Genomic DNA, 16,811 nt, shown 5'->3' with positions numbered 1-16,811 from the left:
TATTTTTTTTTGAGTTTGTGTTTTTGGTGTCTTGATTTTTCATTTTAGTAAGGTCCGTAATGCGTTGAGCATTCGGCTCCACAATAGGCTCCAATATTAATTGCCTGATTTAAATTTAGTTTTGCAGAAAGTGCAGTAGTAACTCCCCCTGCAAAGCAATCTCCGCATCCGTAGGTATCTATCTCTTTTGAGCTAGGTGTAATTGATTTGTAATGTTGATTGTTAGGGAAAATGGTTCCACCTGATTTCCCTTTTGTTGCTATGTATAAATCTGTTTGAGGTAAAAGTTCTTGATGATTTATTTTTTCGCCAGGATCAAGAGCACTGCCAATTAATGCGTTAATTCTTACTTTTGATTTCCTTAAGGCGTTTTCACCTACTCGCGGAGTCGCAGAGAGGAATTTGGCTTCTCTGGCCATCCTTAGTCCCTCCTTGTCAGTAGCGGTTACAAAAATACCATCGTAATTTTTCATGTCACTCCATGGGAGATTGTCAGAAGCGATTGGTTGTAATCTCTCTCCAATAACTGTAATAGCCCTTTCTCCATCTTTGGTGATAAGGCTAATACCTTTTCTAGTTGGTTTTTTACGCCAAGCTACTTTTAAATTTAAACCGAGTTTGGTAAGTCTTTCATGGCATCTTTCACCATAACTGTCTTTCCCTAGTGATGTGATTAAATCAACAGGCTCATTTATTAATCTTGCCATCTGGACAGCTGCAACTGCCGCACCTCCTGCTGCTTCCTCAAAGCATTCGTTCGCATGTGAAATTTCTCCTGCTAATGGAAGCTGATCGACTTTTAAGAATGTTATCCATTCAACATGGCCAATAACCGCTAATTTAAGTTTAGGCAGGTTAAATATTTCTTTGGGCGCATTATTAATTTCCATTCTTAACTATAAAAGTTGTCTCTAATATAGTTATTTTAGTTCATAGATAAAACTATTATATTTTTTTTATAAAATAGAAAAGGTTTCTAATGTTTCTGGTATGTTATTTTGTGTCAAATAAAAAAACCTTATGATTAGTCAGATTAAATGGTTGAAATGGGTTTATTTGTTATTAGCTATATTAGGAGCTGTTTTACCTACACTTGCAAATATTGAATTCGCAAAAAGTTTTGGCCCTTCTTTTGATATTCAATTATTTATAGAGTTGGCTAATAATAATCCAGCCTCTCAGTCCTTGTCTAGAGATCTGTTAATTGGATCAACTGCTATCTTTATTTGGATAATCTCCGAATCAAAGAGACTAGAGATGAAAAACTTATGGATTGTAATATTAACTACATTTACAATCGCATTTGCCTTCTCTGCCCCTCTCTTTTTATATCTAAGGGAATTAAGAATAGAAGAAATGAATAGGAATTAAATTAATTTAAAGGTCTAGATATTTTTATTTAATATTCTTAGAAATAGGTAGTAATAATATACAAATAAGACTAATAATTAACCACAATTGAAATGCTGTTCCGTAGTTATCGATTAATTTGCCAGCCATCCATGGTACGGTTAGAGAACTAAAGCCAAAACACTGAGAATATAAAGCTATAGCTGAACCTTGATATTTAATTGGAGAAGTTTTTATTATTGCATCTGAAGCAGTTGGTAGGAATATACATAGGGAAATTGTTAGAGGTACGAAAGCTATAAGTATTAATAAATATCCATGAAATAAGAAATTCGATAGCGATAAGAAAATAGAACCTATAAGCAGTGATATTAAGCATATTCTAAATTTAAAAGATGATGTTTTATCTCTTAAAATATAACCAACTGGCCATTGAAAAATAGCAACTAAAACAAGTTTAATTGTTACTAATGTGGCAACTCTTTCCTCCGCTAATGGTGCTCTTATGATTCCTCCATTTGCTAAATCTAGTGGTAGAATACTTTGCAATAAACTCATTACTCCTGTTACAAATAAAGTTATTAATAATAAAGGAACTAACCTTCTTAACCATTTTGTATTTGATATTTTATCTTTCCCTTTGTATTTGGCTTTTAAATCATCTTTGGATTGGAATTGATTATGTTTATTTTGTGATTCTAACTTATTAATTAGCATGTTAAATATATATAACATGCAAGCAATGTCTATAAAATATATCATTCTTGCCAATTCAAAGTATGTTCCAAGGGTGCCTAAAAAAACCCCAACAGTTACACCAATTGCATCAGCACTTCTTGCAAGTGAATACCCTTCGCTTGACTTGATGTCATTATTGCAATTCAAAGGGACTCCTAATTCTGCTGAAGGCCAATAAATTCCAGCCGCTGCCCCTAAAAAAAACTGACCACAAAGATAAGCTGTATAGTTCTGCGAATAAAAAAGAATAAAGTCAGAAAATATTGCTACTAAGCATGCAGCTTTAATTGCTTTTGCATAGCTTAATTTTTTGTCAAGTAAATACCCTGTCCCTAATCTTGTCGTTATTCCCGCAAATGCAGCAATAGTGATACCACTCCCGATTTGTCCGGCTGTAAAGCCTAAAGTATTAAAAATTATTGGACTTAAATACAATACTCCGCCTGCTCCTATCGCTGTCCAAAACCGAGCTTTTATGATTAATCTTAGGGATACTGGGAATCTTTCCCAATAATTGCTAACACTAGAAGTTGAGAACAAATTCATTCATTAAAAAATTAGTTGTTCTTGGAACAGTTGGAAGCTTACTAGCTCCTTATTGTATTTATCCAAAACTTCATGCAGCGGAGAGATTTGAAATCCACTTTGATGGAATGTCTATTCCAATTTCTATTAAAGAATTGATTGATTGGAGTAATGGTTTAGAAGAAACAAATTCAGAATTGGCAAGCTGGCTCAATTTACTTGGCTTTGAAGAAAGGAAAGGGTTGGCAAAGTTTTTAAATACACCCTTGGTAAGAGATAAAAGTATGGCAAGACAAATTTTACTAAGTTGGTCTGGCCGCAAATTACTTGATGAAGTAAGTGATCTAATACTTATGGATGAGGATAGCTCTGGTGAGAGTGTTCTAGATACTTTGGAAAACCTTCTAGCGAAAAAGGATGAGGTGACAACTTTTGATCTTCTAAATGCACTTTCTGTTAAAGCAATTCATATAGATTTAGATGGGTGGATTGAAGTTGCTAAAAATTGGAGAAGTGAATTAAATAAACAGCAAAAACTCATTTCAGATTTGGGAGCAATTAATGAAATATCTTCTAAAAGGGAGGAACGCAATGTTGTATTACCTTTCGAGATTAAAGAAACTGAATATAAATTGGTTTCCTTAATTGTGCCTCATCGAGATGAGCCTTTAAATTTAGAGGTTTGGAACCCATCCTTTAGAGAGGAAACAAGAAAAAACTGGGTTTTGTTAATGCCAGGATTGGGAGGTGATCGTAATCATTTTAATTGGCTGGCAAGAAGTCTTAGTCATAATGGTTGGCCTGTTGTAGTTCTTGATCATCCAGGAAGTGACTCGTTAGCATTAGAAGCCTTGGTCAAAGGAAGACTTCCCCTCCCTGGCGCTGAAGTTATCCCTGATCGATTGAATGATTTAGATAGTGTTCTTAAGGCAAAAGAATTAGGCAAGATTGATATTTTAATTGAGAACGTTGTTTTGATGGGTCATTCATTAGGTGCTCTCACTGCTATGTTGGCTTCAGGAGTTGAAATAGATGATCGTCTTGAGAATAGATGTCAGAAGGTTCTTGATAATCTTTCTCTAACTAATTTATCTTCACTATTGCAATGTCAGCTAGTTGATATCAGTTTGCCAGAAAGAAAAAGTATGGAAAATCTTTCATCAATCATTGGTATGAATAGTTTTGGGAGTTTCTTGTGGCAAAAGAATTTAGCTAAACAGATAAATGTTCCTCTTTTTCTGACTGGAGGAACTTTTGATTTGGTCACACCATCTATTAGTGAACAACTTGGATTATTGCTTTCTGTGAGTTCTAGCCCATTTAGCAGAGTCCTTTTAATAGAAGGGGCTAGTCATTTTTCACCTATTAGAGTGGAGGGGCAGATGTATCAGTCCGAAGGTAAGGATTTATTTAATCTAGGAGAATCAATTGTTGGTTATCACCCACTTTCTGTGCAGAGTTTATTATCTTTTGAGATAATAAACTTCCTAGAAAAATTAGAAGAGAAAGAATCAATTCCTTCTAATACAAATCTAACTAAAGATGAGCTAACATTTCATATTTTGGACAGAAATACAATTGAAAAGCTTATCGATATTCAATAGCTTACTCTTGGGTCAATAAATGCAATAACAATATCTATTACAATACTAATAAATACAACAAGACTTGATATTACAACAACTATTCCTTGTACGACTGCATAGTCTCTCTGGTTAATTGCCTCTTGGAGTCCAAGAGCAATACCAGGCCAGGAAAATGTGATTTCAATTAAAAGGGCACCACCAATTAAAGAAGAAACTGTTAATCCAGTAATTGTCAATATTGGAAGCAGTGTATTTGGTAAAGCATGTTTAAAAAGCACTCTCATATCACTTATGCCACGACTTCTTGCAGCCTCGATATAATCTTTTTTTAAAATCTCCTCCAAGTTCAATCTTAATGAACGACTAAATATTCCGCTTAATAATATCCCTAGAGTGAGAGAAGGTAATAATAAATGTTTAAAAGAACTAAAAAATACTTCAATGTTTTTATTTAAAAGACTATCTAAAAGTAAAAAACCAGTAAGGGGAGGAGGCGAACTCAGCCCAGGGGGTAATCTTCCACCAATGGGTAGCCAACCAAGCAATACGGCAAAAATTATTTGAATTAGCATCGCTGCCCAAAAAGGGGGTAGAGCGTAGGTTCCAATACCAAAGAGCCTTCCAAAAAAATCTATTTTCCCTTCTGGTTTGACTGCACCTAAAAAACCAATTAAATATCCAACTAATGATGCTATTAATAATGCAAATATAGCTAATTCCATACTTGCTGGAAGAGCTCTAGAAATAATTACTTTTACAGGTTCTTGTGTGTTTAAAGAGATTCCTAAATTTCCATGCAGTAAGTGATTTATATATTCAAGGTATTGATTAATTAAAGGTTTATCTAATCCAAGTTTGATTCGAAGACTTTCTCGTGCAAATTCATTAGCACGAGTACCTAGAATTGCATCTACGGGGTCGCCTGGTGCGATTCTAAGTAATATAAAAACTAAGCTTGAAATGATCCAAAGCATAATTGGCAATAGAGCTAATCTCGAGAGGATATATTTGAAAAGTTCCTTTTTAAGTGTCAAAACTAATCTCTTTTTAAGTTTTTTAGAATAATCAAACCATCCCTTGAGAATTCTGGTTGACTTATATCTTTTAAAGTCCAAGCTTTAGGATTAACTAGCCAAACGGGGATGTAGGCACCTCCTTTTGCTGCAAGTTGTTCCACTTTTATTAAATTCTTTAATCTTAATTCCCCCTCTAGTTCTTCACTTTTTTGCAGTAATTCTTTCACTTCATTATTGCCCCAGAAACTACCACTGAAAACAGCTTCACCCTTAAGGCAAATATTATTTTCTATTTCATTACAACTTAATAAAGGATTTAAATATGCTTCCGGGTCTGGATATGCTCCAGTCCAATCTAGTATCACTGCTTCAAAAGCTCCTTCAGAAAGTTGTTTGTAAACGGTGGTTGATTCAATTCCATTTAAAGTTATTTTGATACAATCAGATAAATCCCTTTTGATTTGATCTTTCCATGTAAGGGCAAGTAATTTATCAGTAGGTACATTCGATCTAAATGTTAGTGGAATAGTAAGAATATCCGTTTCACAATAACCTTCTTTCTTTAGTAAGAATCTTGCAAAATCAGGATCATATTTAGGCCATGGAGAAAGTTCTTTTTTATATAATTGAGGAGGCACTATTGATCTGAGTGGTTTTCTAAGCCCAAAACTTACTTGCTGACTAATTAGTTCTCTATCAAGCGTATAAGAAATTGCCTCCCTAATTGTTTTATTTTTTAAAGGAAATTTGTTGCTTCTCAAAGTTATAAACCCTATCTCAAGCGGTTCACCTTGACCTGAGTTAAGCTTTTCATTCTTGACCATATTATTTAATGCTAAACGTTGCATATCATCTATTGAATTTGAGATAAGTACATCAACTTCTTTCGCTTTAATAGCTCCAAAAAGAGTACTAGAACTACTATAATTAATAAAATCAATACCTTTGTTTAATGGCTTTTGACCCCAATAGTTTTTGTATGGTTTGATTATTTGTTGATTTGAGCTGAAATCTTCTAATAAGTAAGGACCAGTCCCTATAAAAGTTTTATTGTTAAACTTATTTTTGTATTTCGAATATGAACTTGGAGATATAGGTGTTAAATTTACTGATGTTAATAGGCTTTTTAAAGAACTCGAGGGCTTCTTTAACTTTATTCTTAGGAGAAATTCATCTTTGACTTGAATAGCCTCTACCTTGTCATTTAATAGATAATTTAAAGTACCTATCTTCATGAAGCGATCAAGACTAAACTTCATCGCTTTTGCATTGAAAATAGTTCCATCGTGAAAAGTAACATTTTCCCTGAGAGGTACATCTATTCGCATTCCATCCTTGCTCACTTTTGGTAAATCATTAGCCAAACTTGGGTAAAGATTCCCTTCCTTATTTATTTTGTACAAAGTATCACCTAGAGCACTTAATATTTGTATTGTTCTAAGAGTATTTGCCTGAGCAGGATCAAGAGATTCTATTTTACCTGCACTTGCTACAATAATATTTTCTCTTCTATTACTTTGAACGCATGAAAACTGTAGAAGGATTAAGAGAATGCTTGATAGGTATAAAATATTATTAATATAATTTTTTTTGAACATTTAGTGTAATTTTCTAAAAAGATTTTTAAGATCACTTCTTAATGATTTGGAGATACTTGTTTGATTGATATCTCAAAGACAGGAGATCCATTAGAATTAAGCGGCCATTCCCGAACCCAGCATTTTTTATAAGCATTATCTATTCCTAATACTTGAAAAAGTTTTTCTTGATTCTTTAGGTAAACACAATCTCCTTGATTAATATTCTTTTCTACTTCTTTTCTGGTTTTTTCAATTACGTTTTTGGATGATGTCATGGTTTAGTTTCGAAAAGAAACTTAAACGAAAATTTCTTTTGTTCTATTTATATAATTAGCAACTTAATTTTGATTTGACTAGTTTTCGTTAGCTAAAGGCAACCCATTGTTGCAGCAATTCTTTTAACTTGTGATAAATTTTTTATATCTAAAAGAGCCTCTTCAAGTTGACCTTGTTTAATCTTGTGAGTAATAACTACTATCTCTGCTTCTTCCTCGGTTACATCAAACTGGACAATTGACTCAATAGATATTTTCTTTTGTCCAAAAATAGTACCTATTTCTCCAATAACTCCAGGACTATCTTTGGCAATTAGCCGTATGTAATTTTTTTTCGTGATTTGTTTCTTTTCTGCTACGTGACAAGTTCTCCAACTCTTTGCAGAAAGAAGTGGGTCTAAACGAAATATATTGTTATCACTCATAGACTGAATACCTGCAATATTAAGGATATCTGCAACGACAGCTGAGGCGGTTGGACCTGATCCTGCACCTGGTCCGAAAAACATTACTTGCCCTATAGGATTTCCTTCAACAAGAATTGCATTATTCACTCCATTTACCCCTGCTAATGGATTGTCTTCTGGTACCAATGTGGGCTCAACCCATATTGATAGGGGTTGACTCCCGTTGATCTGGGATGGAGAGTTATCCTTTTCAGAAATAGCCAAAAGTTTAATTCCATATCCTAATTTTCTGGCGTAATTAACATCTACCGCTTCTAGGCGGTTTATTCCAGTTGTTGGAATGCTAGATCTGTTAATTGCTCCCCCAAATGCAAGTCCACTAAGGATTGCAATTTTGTCGGCTGCGTCTGATCCCTCTACATCAGCTGCAGGGTCACTTTCTGCATATCCAAGCACTTGGGCGTCTTTTAAAACATCAGCATAATTAACTCCTTCTTTATCCATTCTGGAAAGTATGTAATTAGTTGTTCCATTTATTATTCCGCTTACTTTTGTTATTTGATTCCCCCCTAAAGATTGCTTTAGAGGCTCGATTATTGGGATTCCTCCTCCTACAGCCGCTTCGATGAGGACATAAACCCCGGAGGCTTTCGCTTCATTTGAAATTTCTTCACCATGCCTTGCAATTACTGCTTTATTTGCCGTGACAACAGACTTGCCTGCTCTTATGGCTTGGATGATTAGTGATTTTGCAGGCTCGATACCACCCATAACTTCAACAACTATTTGAATTTGGGGATTGTTTACTATTTCTATTGGATTTGTCGTAAGGATTGAATCTGGTATGTTGATTTGTCTTTTCTTTTGGAGATCTCTTATAGCAATTCCAACAAGTTCAAGTTCACCAACCAATGGGTGTCTATTATTTGGGTTGTTAATGATATTTGCGACACCCTGCCCAACAGTGCCTAGGCCGAGTAAACCGATACCAATTTTTTTCATGTTTTATAAGGCGATAATTTTGTTCAAATACTATTTATTTGTTATTTGAGCTTGGTAATGAGAGGTTTTTAGCTTGAGATCTCATTTTCAGGAATATGTTGAGAAAACCATTTGCTCTTGATGGAGTCAAGCTTTTGCTTAATCCTGTCATCTCAATGAATTTTTCATCTATCGAGAGTACTTCAAAAGGGGTAAGTTCATTCAAAGCTTTTATTAGAAAAGCTAGCAATCCTTTTGTTATGAGTGCATCTGAATAGCCTTTCCATTGAATTTTTCCATTCATAAGAATTCCAAGAACATATACTTCTGAAATGCATCCTTTTACTTTAGTAGTATCAATACGAAGATCCTCATTTAGTAATGGCAAGCTTTTAGCTAGCCATAAGATATATTCATAGCGCCTTTTGGGATCTGAGGTTGATTGTAGACGCTCTATGAGATTATCCAATGAGTCACTTCCATAAGATTTTTCTTTGATTTCAGTCACCTCTATAGATCAAGAATTGATTTATCTTAAACCCTAACTAATTATTTAGTTGCTTTAATTTGATGTAGACCTTTTTCGCTAATCCAACCACTAAATGGCAGGTCCCATTTATCTCTAGGAAGTGGTTTTTTAGATATGCAATTATTACTGATCACTACAAATGATGGTATTGAAAACCACAAATCTTTTTGTCGAAGACGATCAAAGTACCCTCCTCCATAACCCAATCTGTAGCCATCTTGATCTATAGCTATTGCAGGAACAAGCAGAATAGAAATATCAATAGGGTTGATAGCATTTTCTTGCTTTGGTGCTGGAATTTTGTTTGAATCCAGTACTAATTGATTATTTGACCAATGATGATAACTAATTGTTTTAGTTTTACCACTTGATGGTAAAGCAAATTTTTCATCGCTATTGTCTTTGATAAATCGTATATCTACTTCTCCTTTTAATGGCCAATAAATACCTATATATTTCCCTTTAACATGATATTTAGGTAAAAGTATTTTTAATGCTAATCCTACATTAATTTTTATTCTATCATGTAGTAAGGATGAGTTCGATTTGCGTATTAAATTATATTCTTTTCTTTTAATCTCTTTAATTAATTTAATATCTTTATGCTTATTTTTCATGAACTATTCTAGTTAAATTTGATTCGAATTATTTAAGATAGATTCCAGTAAGAGCAATTGCTAGTGCATCTGCAGCATCATCAGGCTTTGGCGGTGAAGTGATATTAAGCTCGTCCATCACAGAGCTCAAAACCTCATCTTTATCTGAATGACCATAGCCAGTAACTGCAAGTTTGATTTGCATTGGTGGGAATTCTTGAATTGGAAGATTGTGTTTTCCTAAAGTCATCATTATGACTCCGCGAGCCTGGACAACGCTAATTGTCGTGCTTGAGCGATAGAAAAAAAATTTTTCTACTGCTGCACAACTTGGATTCCATTTTCTTATTATTGAGCTTAAATCATTTGAAATTTCTAAGAGTCTATTTTCTTCTTTTTGTGTTGATTTTGTTTCTATGATCCCGCAATCAATCATTATTTTCTTTCCTTCTATTTCATCAATAATTCCATAACCTACCCTTGCTAGTCCTGGATCTATTCCAATTATTCGCACTTAATTTTTTGTAGCTAATTCAAATTCAGAAACATCATCACTTTCATTTCTCTCAAATACTTTGCAAAAAGCCTTTATAACTCTATCTCCTGAATCGACTGTTTCTAGAGGGTCTTTTCGAAGTCTGTGCCTTAAAGCCGTTGAGACAACACGAGCAATATCTTCTTCGGTTACCTCTTTTCTTCCTTCAAAGGCTGCGAGAGCTCTAGCTGCTCTATTGGTAACAATATCTCCTCTAAGACCATCAACATCAAGTTCACCACAAACTGCAGAAATCCTTAGCCTGAGATCTTCATCGATAGAAACCTCTTTAAGTAAGTTTTGAGCATCAACCACTTTTTTCTGAAGAATGTCTTGTTTTGCCTGAACCGAATCGCTAAAAGCATCAGGATTATTGTCAAAGGCTGTGCGTTGGTCAACAACTTGAACGCGAAGTTGTGCTTCCCTTACAGTTCTTACTTCTACGCTCATTCCAAATCTATCAAGTAATTGCGGCCTTAATTCTCCTTCCTCAGGGTTGCCTGAACCAATAAGTACAAACCTTGCCGGATGTCGAACCGATATACCTTCTCGTTCAACTGTATTCCAGCCTGAGGCGGCAGAGTCAAGAAGTACGTCAACAAGGTGATCGTCTAATAAGTTGACCTCGTCAACATACAACAACCCTCTATTCGCTTTCGCTAGAAGTCCTGGCTCAAAGGCTCTAACTCCCTCACTAAGAGCCTTTTCAATATCAATAGTTCCACAAAGCCTGTCTTCAGTAGCACCTAATGGAAGATCAATCATCGGTACTTGTTTCTCCACTTTTTGAATGTCCCCCCCACCGTCTATTTTCTCTCTGACATCATTGCTTTGAAGGTCTGGATCATCAAGAGAACTGTTGTAGGGGTCTCCTTCAACGACTTCAATAGCAGGTAAAAGATCCGCAAGGGCTCTTATTGTAGTTGATTTTCCAGTGCCTCTATCACCCATTATCATCACTCCGCCAATCCTCGGGTCAATAACATTTAAAAGAAGCGCTAGCTTCATTTCTTCCTGTCCAATCACTGAGGTGAACGGAAAAACTCTGCGTTTTCTAGTTGAACTCACTTTCTTAGTACTATTAACAAGATTGTTTCATAAGCAGGCCACTTTAGATTGATTAAGTTCAAAAAAAAACGATAATAAATAGCAAAAGTTTATTTAAGCCGGTAAAAAATTTAATTTTGATTACTTGATTTTTGATCTGGCACTAAAAATGGTACTAATTCTGCGGATAGATTTCTTATCAACTCTGCAGACCTCGGATCGTTAAAGGGGCCTTTAACTATAAAACTTGCGAATGCTCTTGAGTTATAAGGAGTTTGAATTAGAGCGGTATCTGAATAAGCGATTCCAATATCACCAGTTTTGTTGTGAACTAAATAACCTTTCAATGAAAGATGATAGTCAGTTTCTTGAGACTCTTTCCCCAGACCTCTTAAAATGCCAGATGGTATTAGTGTATTTGTTTTTGATTTTTGCATTATTTCTCTAAAAATATCTCTAGAACTAACATTAAGTAGATAACCATTGTCTACAAGAGCCATTGCTAATGATAGATCCTTTGTAGATGTAAGATTTGTTCCATCTAGGTCAGGAAGATAGTTATTTAGCTGTGTATTTTTCAACCCAATTTCTTTGAATTTTTCATTAACTATGTTTATTCCTCCTATTCGTTTTACTAGTAAGTTAGTAGCTGTATTATCACTAACTCTGATCATTTCCGAAGCTACTTCAAAAACAGGGAATCCTTCTCCAATTTTTTGATATGCCATCCATCCTGAACCACCACCAATTGTATCTTCTGTCAGTATCAATTTTTCATTCCAAAATATTTCTTCTTTCTCTAGCATCCTAAGTAAAATAATTAATATAGGAACTTTAATGCTACTAGCTGCAGACAAACTGGTTTCAGACTCTATTTCAGCATAGATTTTATTGTGTAATGATAAGAAAAAAGCACTAACATTTAAATCTGGATTTTTAACTATAAGGGTTTCCCATTTATTGATTAATTCTTTTTGCCTTTCAAATCCTTCTAATTTATTATTGTAAAATAATGACAAGTTGGATCTTCTGGTTAGCAATTCTTTGCCCAAAGACCTTGATGATTTTGTTCCTATATTGATTTTTTTGTTTATTTTATGGCTTTGATTAATAGGACCAAAAATGCTTAGTAAGGTCCCAAGCAAAACTGATATTCCTATACTCGTTAAGAATATGTTTATTATTAATTTGAGATAACTTTTCACTTTGAAGTAAATGTATATAAATCTTTCCTATTTATTGTAGCTTGTTATTTTAATTAATCATTCTTTATTTTTAATCTTCCATCTTGCTTGACTAATTATTCCTCTAATTAGAGCAACTTCATCATCTTTTATCTCACCTCTTACAAGTAATTTTTTAATTTTCGCCATTTTGGCTTTATAAGTATGTTTCATTAAAAAACCAATATCAAGTAAAAGGCTACCTGCATCATCAATACAATCTTCTAATTTAATTAAATTAGCAGGATCGCTTATTGTTTTATGGTGTTTTGATAAACCAATCTCATTAAATTGACTTAATTCATGAAGAATGATTGCTACTGCATGAGAAAGATTTAATGATGGATAATCTCCACTTGTATTAAGACTGATTACTTTATTTGCTTTAAGAAGTTCTTCGTTAGACAAACCTCGATCTTCTCTTCCGAAAACCAAAGCTATTTTTTCTTCTAGTTTTGATTTGAGAGCCCAGCAGAGTGCATCTTTATTTGAATTAAGCGGGATATCTCCATGTTCTGTTCTCCCGCAAGTAGCGATAATCCTAGAGCAGTCTGAGAGGGCTGAATTTAGATCCTCATATATGATAGCTTTTTTTAGAATGTTTACTCCTCTAACAGCCATCCTTTTTGCTTCTTGATTTAAATAATCACATTTAGGAGAAACTAGCCTTAATTCATGAATACTAAAGTTTTTACATAGTCTTGCGACGCTACCAATATTGATTGGTCCTGATGGCTCAACCAGCACTACAATCAGAGTCTTTTTATTAACCACTAGTTATTAAGAGAGTGCATATAGGCCAATAGATCTGCCATTGATTGAGGGTCAATTTCAAAACTTGGCATTGGCGGAGTCAATCCTCGAATAACTTGATTGATAATCTTTTTATCATTCATTTCTTCGGTAGCTTCATGGAGGTCGGGGCCTACAAAACCTTGAGCGGAAATCCCATGGCAACCGACACAATTGATTTTGAATAATTTGCTGCCAGATAAAGCTTCACCTTGAATAGACAAAGTTTCAGTTATGAAAGGGTCTTGTTTAAAGCTTCCCACGCTCCAAAGAAAGATAATGAAGATAAAAGTTGCAGAGGATAACAAGAATATTCTCCAAGGACTAATCTTTTGATCCTTATTAATTAATGCTTTTGATGACGGAGTATTCACTAAAACCTCTTTGACATGAAAGAATTGTTTTTAGTAATCATTAGAAATCTTAGCCAATGATTGAGCCACTCCTGTGTGGGATTGTTCTTGGACTTGTTCCAATAACTTTATTAGGTCTTTTTGTCAGTGCATGGAATCAGTATCGTCGAAGTAGTTCAATGCCTGATTGGGAATAAGAAAAAGAAGAGAGGTGTTTCCATAAAATTTCTCTTTGTTTAGTTCCCAACCATTATGTATTCTTGGCATTGATTTTGACGAGCATTCGCATATCAAAGTAGATGATTCTTTAATCCATTGCTTAGACAATAAAAGTTCTTGAGAAAGTTCATATAAACCAGATTCATATGGAGGATCAAGAAAAACAAAATCAAATTTTTTCTCAGAACTTTGAGAGTCTTTTGTAAATTCAATTTTTTTGTTTTTTGGTCCTTTTTTTAGAAAGGAGATCAGTTCATTGCATATGACTTCAACATGTATTGAATTATCCATACTTTTAGATACTTCGATAAGGTTTTTCTTGCATGTTTTTGCTGTTTCCCTCTGCTTCTCAATTGCAAGAATCCTTTTTACTCCTTTTTGAAGTGCCTCGCATGCCATTGCGCCGGTTCCGCTACAAAGATCTAACCAACTTGCTCCTTCCAGGTCTTCCCCAAGAATATTAATTATTGCCTCTCTTACTTTGGAAGAAGTAGGCCTTGTTTTTTTGTTTAAAGGACTTTCTATCCTTTTCCCCGAAATAAGTTTAAGTTTTCCTTTCAAGTTAAAATGTTGTTTTTTTCAACCAATTAATCCAATTGAAAATAAGTTTTTGTCCTGCGATTCCGGATTTTTCGGGATGAAATTGACAGGCACCAGTATTTTTATGCCAGACTATGGATGTAAAATCAGTCTTACCGTATTTAGTAGTGGCAACGGTGTTTTTTTGTTCTAAAGGACATGCCGAGTAAGAATGGACGAAATACATCCAATTAGAATCAGGATAATTTTCTAAAATAGGACATTCATTTATTTTATTTATTGGAGACCAACCAATGTGAGGAATCCTCTCATTTTTTTCTTGAGGTAATTTACGAATATGTCCTTTTATAACTCCTAAACCTTTTGAGTTTCCCTCATCACTAGTCTCGAAAAGAAGTTGTAATCCTAAACAAATTCCAATAAGAGGTTTTCCGTTATTTATCCAGTTAGTTATTGAAGGAATTAAATCAGTTTTTTTTAAATTACTCATAGCAGGATCAAAAGCACCTACTCCAGGAAGAATTAACGCATCACAAGAATTGAGTTTTTTTACATCGCTAATAACATCCAAAGGTTGATTAACCCTTTTAAAAGCTTGACGTACGGAAAAAAGATTACCCATTCCATAATCTATTAATCCAATTTTTGCCAATAGATCTAACCTGAAATCATTTGATAGGAGCTCGAAAAGCGAAATCTACAATTTGCCATTTAAAGATGCTTGGATATTGTCCCAGAGAGGGTTGCTTTGGGAACTGCACCAACAACAGTATCTACTTTCTGCCCTCCTTTAAAGATCATTAAAGTTGGAATGCTTCTGATCCCATATTGACTCGCAACATTGGGGTTCTCATCAGTGTTTAATTTGAAAACTTTTATTTTTCCTTCGAAATCTTTTGAGATCTCCTCAACAATTGGTGCAACCATTCTGCATGGCCCACACCATGGTGCCCAAAAATCAACCAAAACAGGCACATCACTCTGGAGGACTTCTTGTTCGAATGATGAATCAGTTACTGCAGAAGCTGTGGACATACCTTGGAAGTCTTAAGAACTTGATCATAACAATTGTATTTTGCCTAAAAAAAGCTTTGCTGCCATTTTTAAACGAAGTTTGAATATTGATTTACGTGCATTTAATAATAAAAACCCGAACGTGTCGGGCATTTTTGTGTGTGAGGAGTGTGAAAGCTGAGGCTCTCACTACTTAATTTTAGCGATTGTCTTTAATTATGAAATCTTTCGGTAACTTTATTTTCCCATTCCAAGTTGTTGTGCTTTTTGGTAAACCTTTCCTTCTGTTAACAAAGATGGTGCCACAACTACCTCAACTTTTTGCATTTCTTTGATATTGGTAGCACCTAAAGTTCCCATAGAGGTTTTGATTGCTCCCAATAAATTGTGCGTTCCATCATCAAGAACTGCAGGGCCACATAGGATACTTTTTAAACTTCCTGTTGTACCCACTTTGATCCTCGTTCCTCTTGGTAGGACAGGGCTTGGAGTTGCCATGCCCCAATGAAAACCTTTCCCAGGAGCTTCCTGAGATCTTGCAATTGGGGAGCCAATCATAACTGAGTCGGCACCACAAGCTAAGCACTTGCAAATATCCCCACCAGTAATAATTCCACCGTCAGCAATGATAGGAACATATTTTCCGCTTTCTTTTTGATAATCATCTCTTGCGGCAGCGCAGTCAGAAATAGCTGTTGCTTGTGGAATACCAACACCTAATACCCCTCTTGAGGTACATGCTGCTCCAGGGCCGATACCTACCATTACCGCGGCTGCTCCGGCTCTCATTAGCTTTAAAGAGACTTCGTAGGTAACACAATTTCCAACGGCAACTGGCAATCCAATATTTTGGCAAAGATCATAAAGGTCGAGGTTTTGACTACCTTCTTTCCCCAGGTGTTCTGTTGAAACAACAGTTGCCTGTAAAAAGAACAGGTCAGCTTCTGATTCTTTGACTAACTCCCTATACTTAATCGCGGCTAATGGGGTTCCGCTTACTGCAGCAATTCCCCCACCTTTTTTAATTTCTTGAATTCTTTTTGAAATTAATTCTTCTTTTATCGGTTGCTTATAAATTTCTTGCATTAAAGTAACAAATCCTTCCTTCCCAATAGATTGGATTTTGGTTAGTACTTCTTCAGGATCGTCATATCTAGTTTGAATTCCTTCTAGATTTAAAACACCTAGTGCTCCTAAGCTCGAGAGGGCTAATGCCATCTTTACATCCACAACGCCATCCATTGCACTGGCGATTATGGGAATATCTCTTTTAATGCCACCGATTTCCCAATTGGTTTTTGTGATTTCAGGGTCAACTGTTCTTCCTCCAGGAACTAATGCAATTTCATCAATTCCGTAGGCTCTTCGAACGGTTTTGGTGCGTCCTAGTTGAATATTCACACCTAAATTTTGTAAGTTCTCGTCAAACTACCAACTCAAGTGCCAAATTGAGCAAATGTTGGGAATAGATAATCAAGATTTTGGTGTTTCTTTCATTATTGGAA

At 34.9% G+C, this 16,811-nt stretch carries 20 protein-coding genes; 3 read left to right on the top strand and 17 right to left on the bottom strand.

Annotation, left to right across the window (positions count from 1 at the left end):
• Window positions 1–44: 44 nt before the first annotated feature.
• A complete protein-coding gene (locus tag AC6EI0_RS04390; RefSeq protein WP_498523228.1) occupies window positions 45–890 on the bottom strand; it encodes a PfkB family carbohydrate kinase in 846 nt (281 codons plus the stop codon).
• Window positions 891–1,020: 130 nt separating this feature from the next.
• On the opposite strand from AC6EI0_RS04390, the gene AC6EI0_RS04385 reads away from it, so the two are divergent.
• Window positions 1,021–1,371 (top strand): DUF2834 domain-containing protein, encoded by a 351-nt coding sequence (locus AC6EI0_RS04385; RefSeq protein WP_498523227.1) that lies wholly within the window; start codon window positions 1,021–1,023, stop codon window positions 1,369–1,371.
• A gap of 24 nt (window positions 1,372–1,395) precedes the next feature.
• Here the strand turns inward: AC6EI0_RS04385 and AC6EI0_RS04380 are convergent, their stop codons facing one another.
• Window positions 1,396–2,634 carry an MFS transporter gene (locus tag AC6EI0_RS04380; RefSeq protein ID WP_498523226.1) on the bottom strand — a complete coding sequence of 413 codons (1,239 nt, stop codon included), beginning with the start codon at window positions 2,632–2,634 and terminating at the stop codon, window positions 1,396–1,398.
• On the opposite strand from AC6EI0_RS04380, the gene AC6EI0_RS04375 reads away from it, so the two are divergent.
• Complete coding sequence (locus AC6EI0_RS04375) at window positions 2,619–4,217, top strand: alpha/beta hydrolase (RefSeq protein ID WP_498523225.1); 1,599 nt, start codon at window positions 2,619–2,621, stop codon at window positions 4,215–4,217. The genes AC6EI0_RS04380 and AC6EI0_RS04375 overlap by 16 nt on opposite strands.
• Here AC6EI0_RS04375 and AC6EI0_RS04370 read toward each other — a convergent pair.
• The 11 genes from AC6EI0_RS04370 to AC6EI0_RS04320 form a co-directional block, all read right to left on the bottom strand.
• Window positions 4,211–5,233, bottom strand: coding sequence for an ABC transporter permease (locus AC6EI0_RS04370; RefSeq protein WP_498523224.1), 1,023 nt, complete (start codon window positions 5,231–5,233; stop codon window positions 4,211–4,213). The two genes, AC6EI0_RS04375 and AC6EI0_RS04370, sit on opposite strands and share 7 nt — an antisense overlap.
• Before the next feature lie 2 nt (window positions 5,234–5,235).
• Window positions 5,236–6,813, bottom strand: a complete 1,578-nt coding sequence (locus tag AC6EI0_RS04365) for an ABC transporter substrate-binding protein (protein ID WP_498523223.1) — start codon at window positions 6,811–6,813, stop codon at window positions 5,236–5,238.
• A gap of 38 nt (window positions 6,814–6,851) precedes the next feature.
• Window positions 6,852–7,070, bottom strand: coding sequence for a DUF8657 domain-containing function (locus AC6EI0_RS04360; RefSeq protein ID WP_498523222.1), 219 nt, complete (start codon window positions 7,068–7,070; stop codon window positions 6,852–6,854).
• 92 nt (window positions 7,071–7,162) lie between these two features.
• Window positions 7,163–8,479: a homoserine dehydrogenase gene (locus AC6EI0_RS04355; RefSeq protein WP_498523221.1), complete on the bottom strand. Its 1,317-nt coding sequence runs from the start codon at window positions 8,477–8,479 to the stop codon at window positions 7,163–7,165.
• 34 nt (window positions 8,480–8,513) lie between these two features.
• Window positions 8,514–8,966, bottom strand: coding sequence for a SufE family protein (locus tag AC6EI0_RS04350; protein ID WP_498523220.1), 453 nt, complete (start codon window positions 8,964–8,966; stop codon window positions 8,514–8,516).
• A 41-nt stretch (window positions 8,967–9,007) separates the two neighbouring features.
• A complete protein-coding gene (locus tag AC6EI0_RS04345) occupies window positions 9,008–9,604 on the bottom strand; it encodes a 5-formyltetrahydrofolate cyclo-ligase (RefSeq protein ID WP_498523219.1) in 597 nt (198 codons plus the stop codon).
• A gap of 28 nt (window positions 9,605–9,632) precedes the next feature.
• Window positions 9,633–10,097 carry a crossover junction endodeoxyribonuclease RuvC gene (ruvC, locus tag AC6EI0_RS04340; protein ID WP_498523218.1) on the bottom strand — a complete coding sequence of 155 codons (465 nt, stop codon included), beginning with the start codon at window positions 10,095–10,097 and terminating at the stop codon, window positions 9,633–9,635.
• On the bottom strand, window positions 10,098–11,186 hold the full coding sequence (gene bchI / locus AC6EI0_RS04335) for a magnesium chelatase ATPase subunit I (RefSeq protein WP_498523217.1): 1,089 nt from the start codon (window positions 11,184–11,186) through the stop codon (window positions 10,098–10,100).
• Between the two features lie 110 nt (window positions 11,187–11,296).
• On the bottom strand, window positions 11,297–12,370 hold the full coding sequence (locus AC6EI0_RS04330) for a serine hydrolase (protein ID WP_498523216.1): 1,074 nt from the start codon (window positions 12,368–12,370) through the stop codon (window positions 11,297–11,299).
• A 57-nt stretch (window positions 12,371–12,427) separates the two neighbouring features.
• Window positions 12,428–13,162: an RNA methyltransferase gene (locus AC6EI0_RS04325; RefSeq protein WP_498523215.1), complete on the bottom strand. Its 735-nt coding sequence runs from the start codon at window positions 13,160–13,162 to the stop codon at window positions 12,428–12,430.
• A complete protein-coding gene (locus AC6EI0_RS04320; RefSeq protein ID WP_498523214.1) occupies window positions 13,162–13,554 on the bottom strand; it encodes a c-type cytochrome in 393 nt (130 codons plus the stop codon). Before AC6EI0_RS04320 ends, AC6EI0_RS04325 begins: the two co-directional genes overlap by 1 nt.
• Window positions 13,555–13,610: 56 nt before the next feature.
• On the opposite strand from AC6EI0_RS04320, the gene petG reads away from it, so the two are divergent.
• On the top strand, window positions 13,611–13,730 hold the full coding sequence (gene petG / locus AC6EI0_RS04315; RefSeq protein WP_011294783.1) for a cytochrome b6-f complex subunit V: 120 nt from the start codon (window positions 13,611–13,613) through the stop codon (window positions 13,728–13,730).
• On the opposite strand, the gene rsmD is transcribed toward petG, so the two are convergent.
• The 4 genes from rsmD to AC6EI0_RS04295 all read right to left on the bottom strand — a co-directional run bounded on the left by rsmD (window position 13,678) and on the right by AC6EI0_RS04295 (window position 16,707).
• A complete protein-coding gene (gene rsmD / locus AC6EI0_RS04310) occupies window positions 13,678–14,313 on the bottom strand; it encodes a 16S rRNA (guanine(966)-N(2))-methyltransferase RsmD (protein WP_498523213.1) in 636 nt (211 codons plus the stop codon). The two genes, petG and rsmD, sit on opposite strands and share 53 nt — an antisense overlap.
• 1 nt (window position 14,314) lies before the next feature.
• Complete coding sequence (gene hisH, locus AC6EI0_RS04305; protein ID WP_498523212.1) at window positions 14,315–14,944, bottom strand: imidazole glycerol phosphate synthase subunit HisH; 630 nt, start codon at window positions 14,942–14,944, stop codon at window positions 14,315–14,317.
• A gap of 59 nt (window positions 14,945–15,003) precedes the next feature.
• Entirely contained in the window at window positions 15,004–15,327 is a 324-nt protein-coding gene (trxA, locus tag AC6EI0_RS04300) for a thioredoxin (protein ID WP_038653576.1), read from the bottom strand.
• A 216-nt stretch (window positions 15,328–15,543) separates the two neighbouring features.
• Window positions 15,544–16,707, bottom strand: coding sequence for a GuaB3 family IMP dehydrogenase-related protein (locus AC6EI0_RS04295; RefSeq protein ID WP_498523211.1), 1,164 nt, complete (start codon window positions 16,705–16,707; stop codon window positions 15,544–15,546).
• Between the last annotated feature and the right edge of the window lie 104 nt (window positions 16,708–16,811).

The organism is Prochlorococcus sp. G5PB11 (genome assembly GCF_059772425.1).
Note: the sequence above shows the minus strand (reverse complement) of the source record. Positions and strands in the feature narration are given on the sequence as shown.

Coding starts and splice junctions, on each gene's coding strand:
- AC6EI0_RS04390 (WP_498523228.1), bottom strand. CDS start 890: ATGGAAATTAATAATGCGCCCAAAGAAATATTTAACCTGCCTAAACTT.
- AC6EI0_RS04385 (WP_498523227.1), top strand. CDS start 1,021: ATGATTAGTCAGATTAAATGGTTGAAATGGGTTTATTTGTTATTAGCT.
- AC6EI0_RS04380 (WP_498523226.1), bottom strand. CDS start 2,634: ATGAATTTGTTCTCAACTTCTAGTGTTAGCAATTATTGGGAAAGATTC.
- AC6EI0_RS04365 (WP_498523223.1), bottom strand. CDS start 6,813: ATGTTCAAAAAAAATTATATTAATAATATTTTATACCTATCAAGCATT.
- AC6EI0_RS04360 (WP_498523222.1), bottom strand. CDS start 7,070: ATGACATCATCCAAAAACGTAATTGAAAAAACCAGAAAAGAAGTAGAA.
- AC6EI0_RS04355 (WP_498523221.1), bottom strand. CDS start 8,479: ATGAAAAAAATTGGTATCGGTTTACTCGGCCTAGGCACTGTTGGGCAG.
- AC6EI0_RS04345 (WP_498523219.1), bottom strand. CDS start 9,604: ATGAAAAATAAGCATAAAGATATTAAATTAATTAAAGAGATTAAAAGA.
- petG (WP_011294783.1), top strand. CDS start 13,611: ATGATTGAGCCACTCCTGTGTGGGATTGTTCTTGGACTTGTTCCAATA.
- trxA (WP_038653576.1), bottom strand. CDS start 15,327: ATGTCCACAGCTTCTGCAGTAACTGATTCATCATTCGAACAAGAAGTC.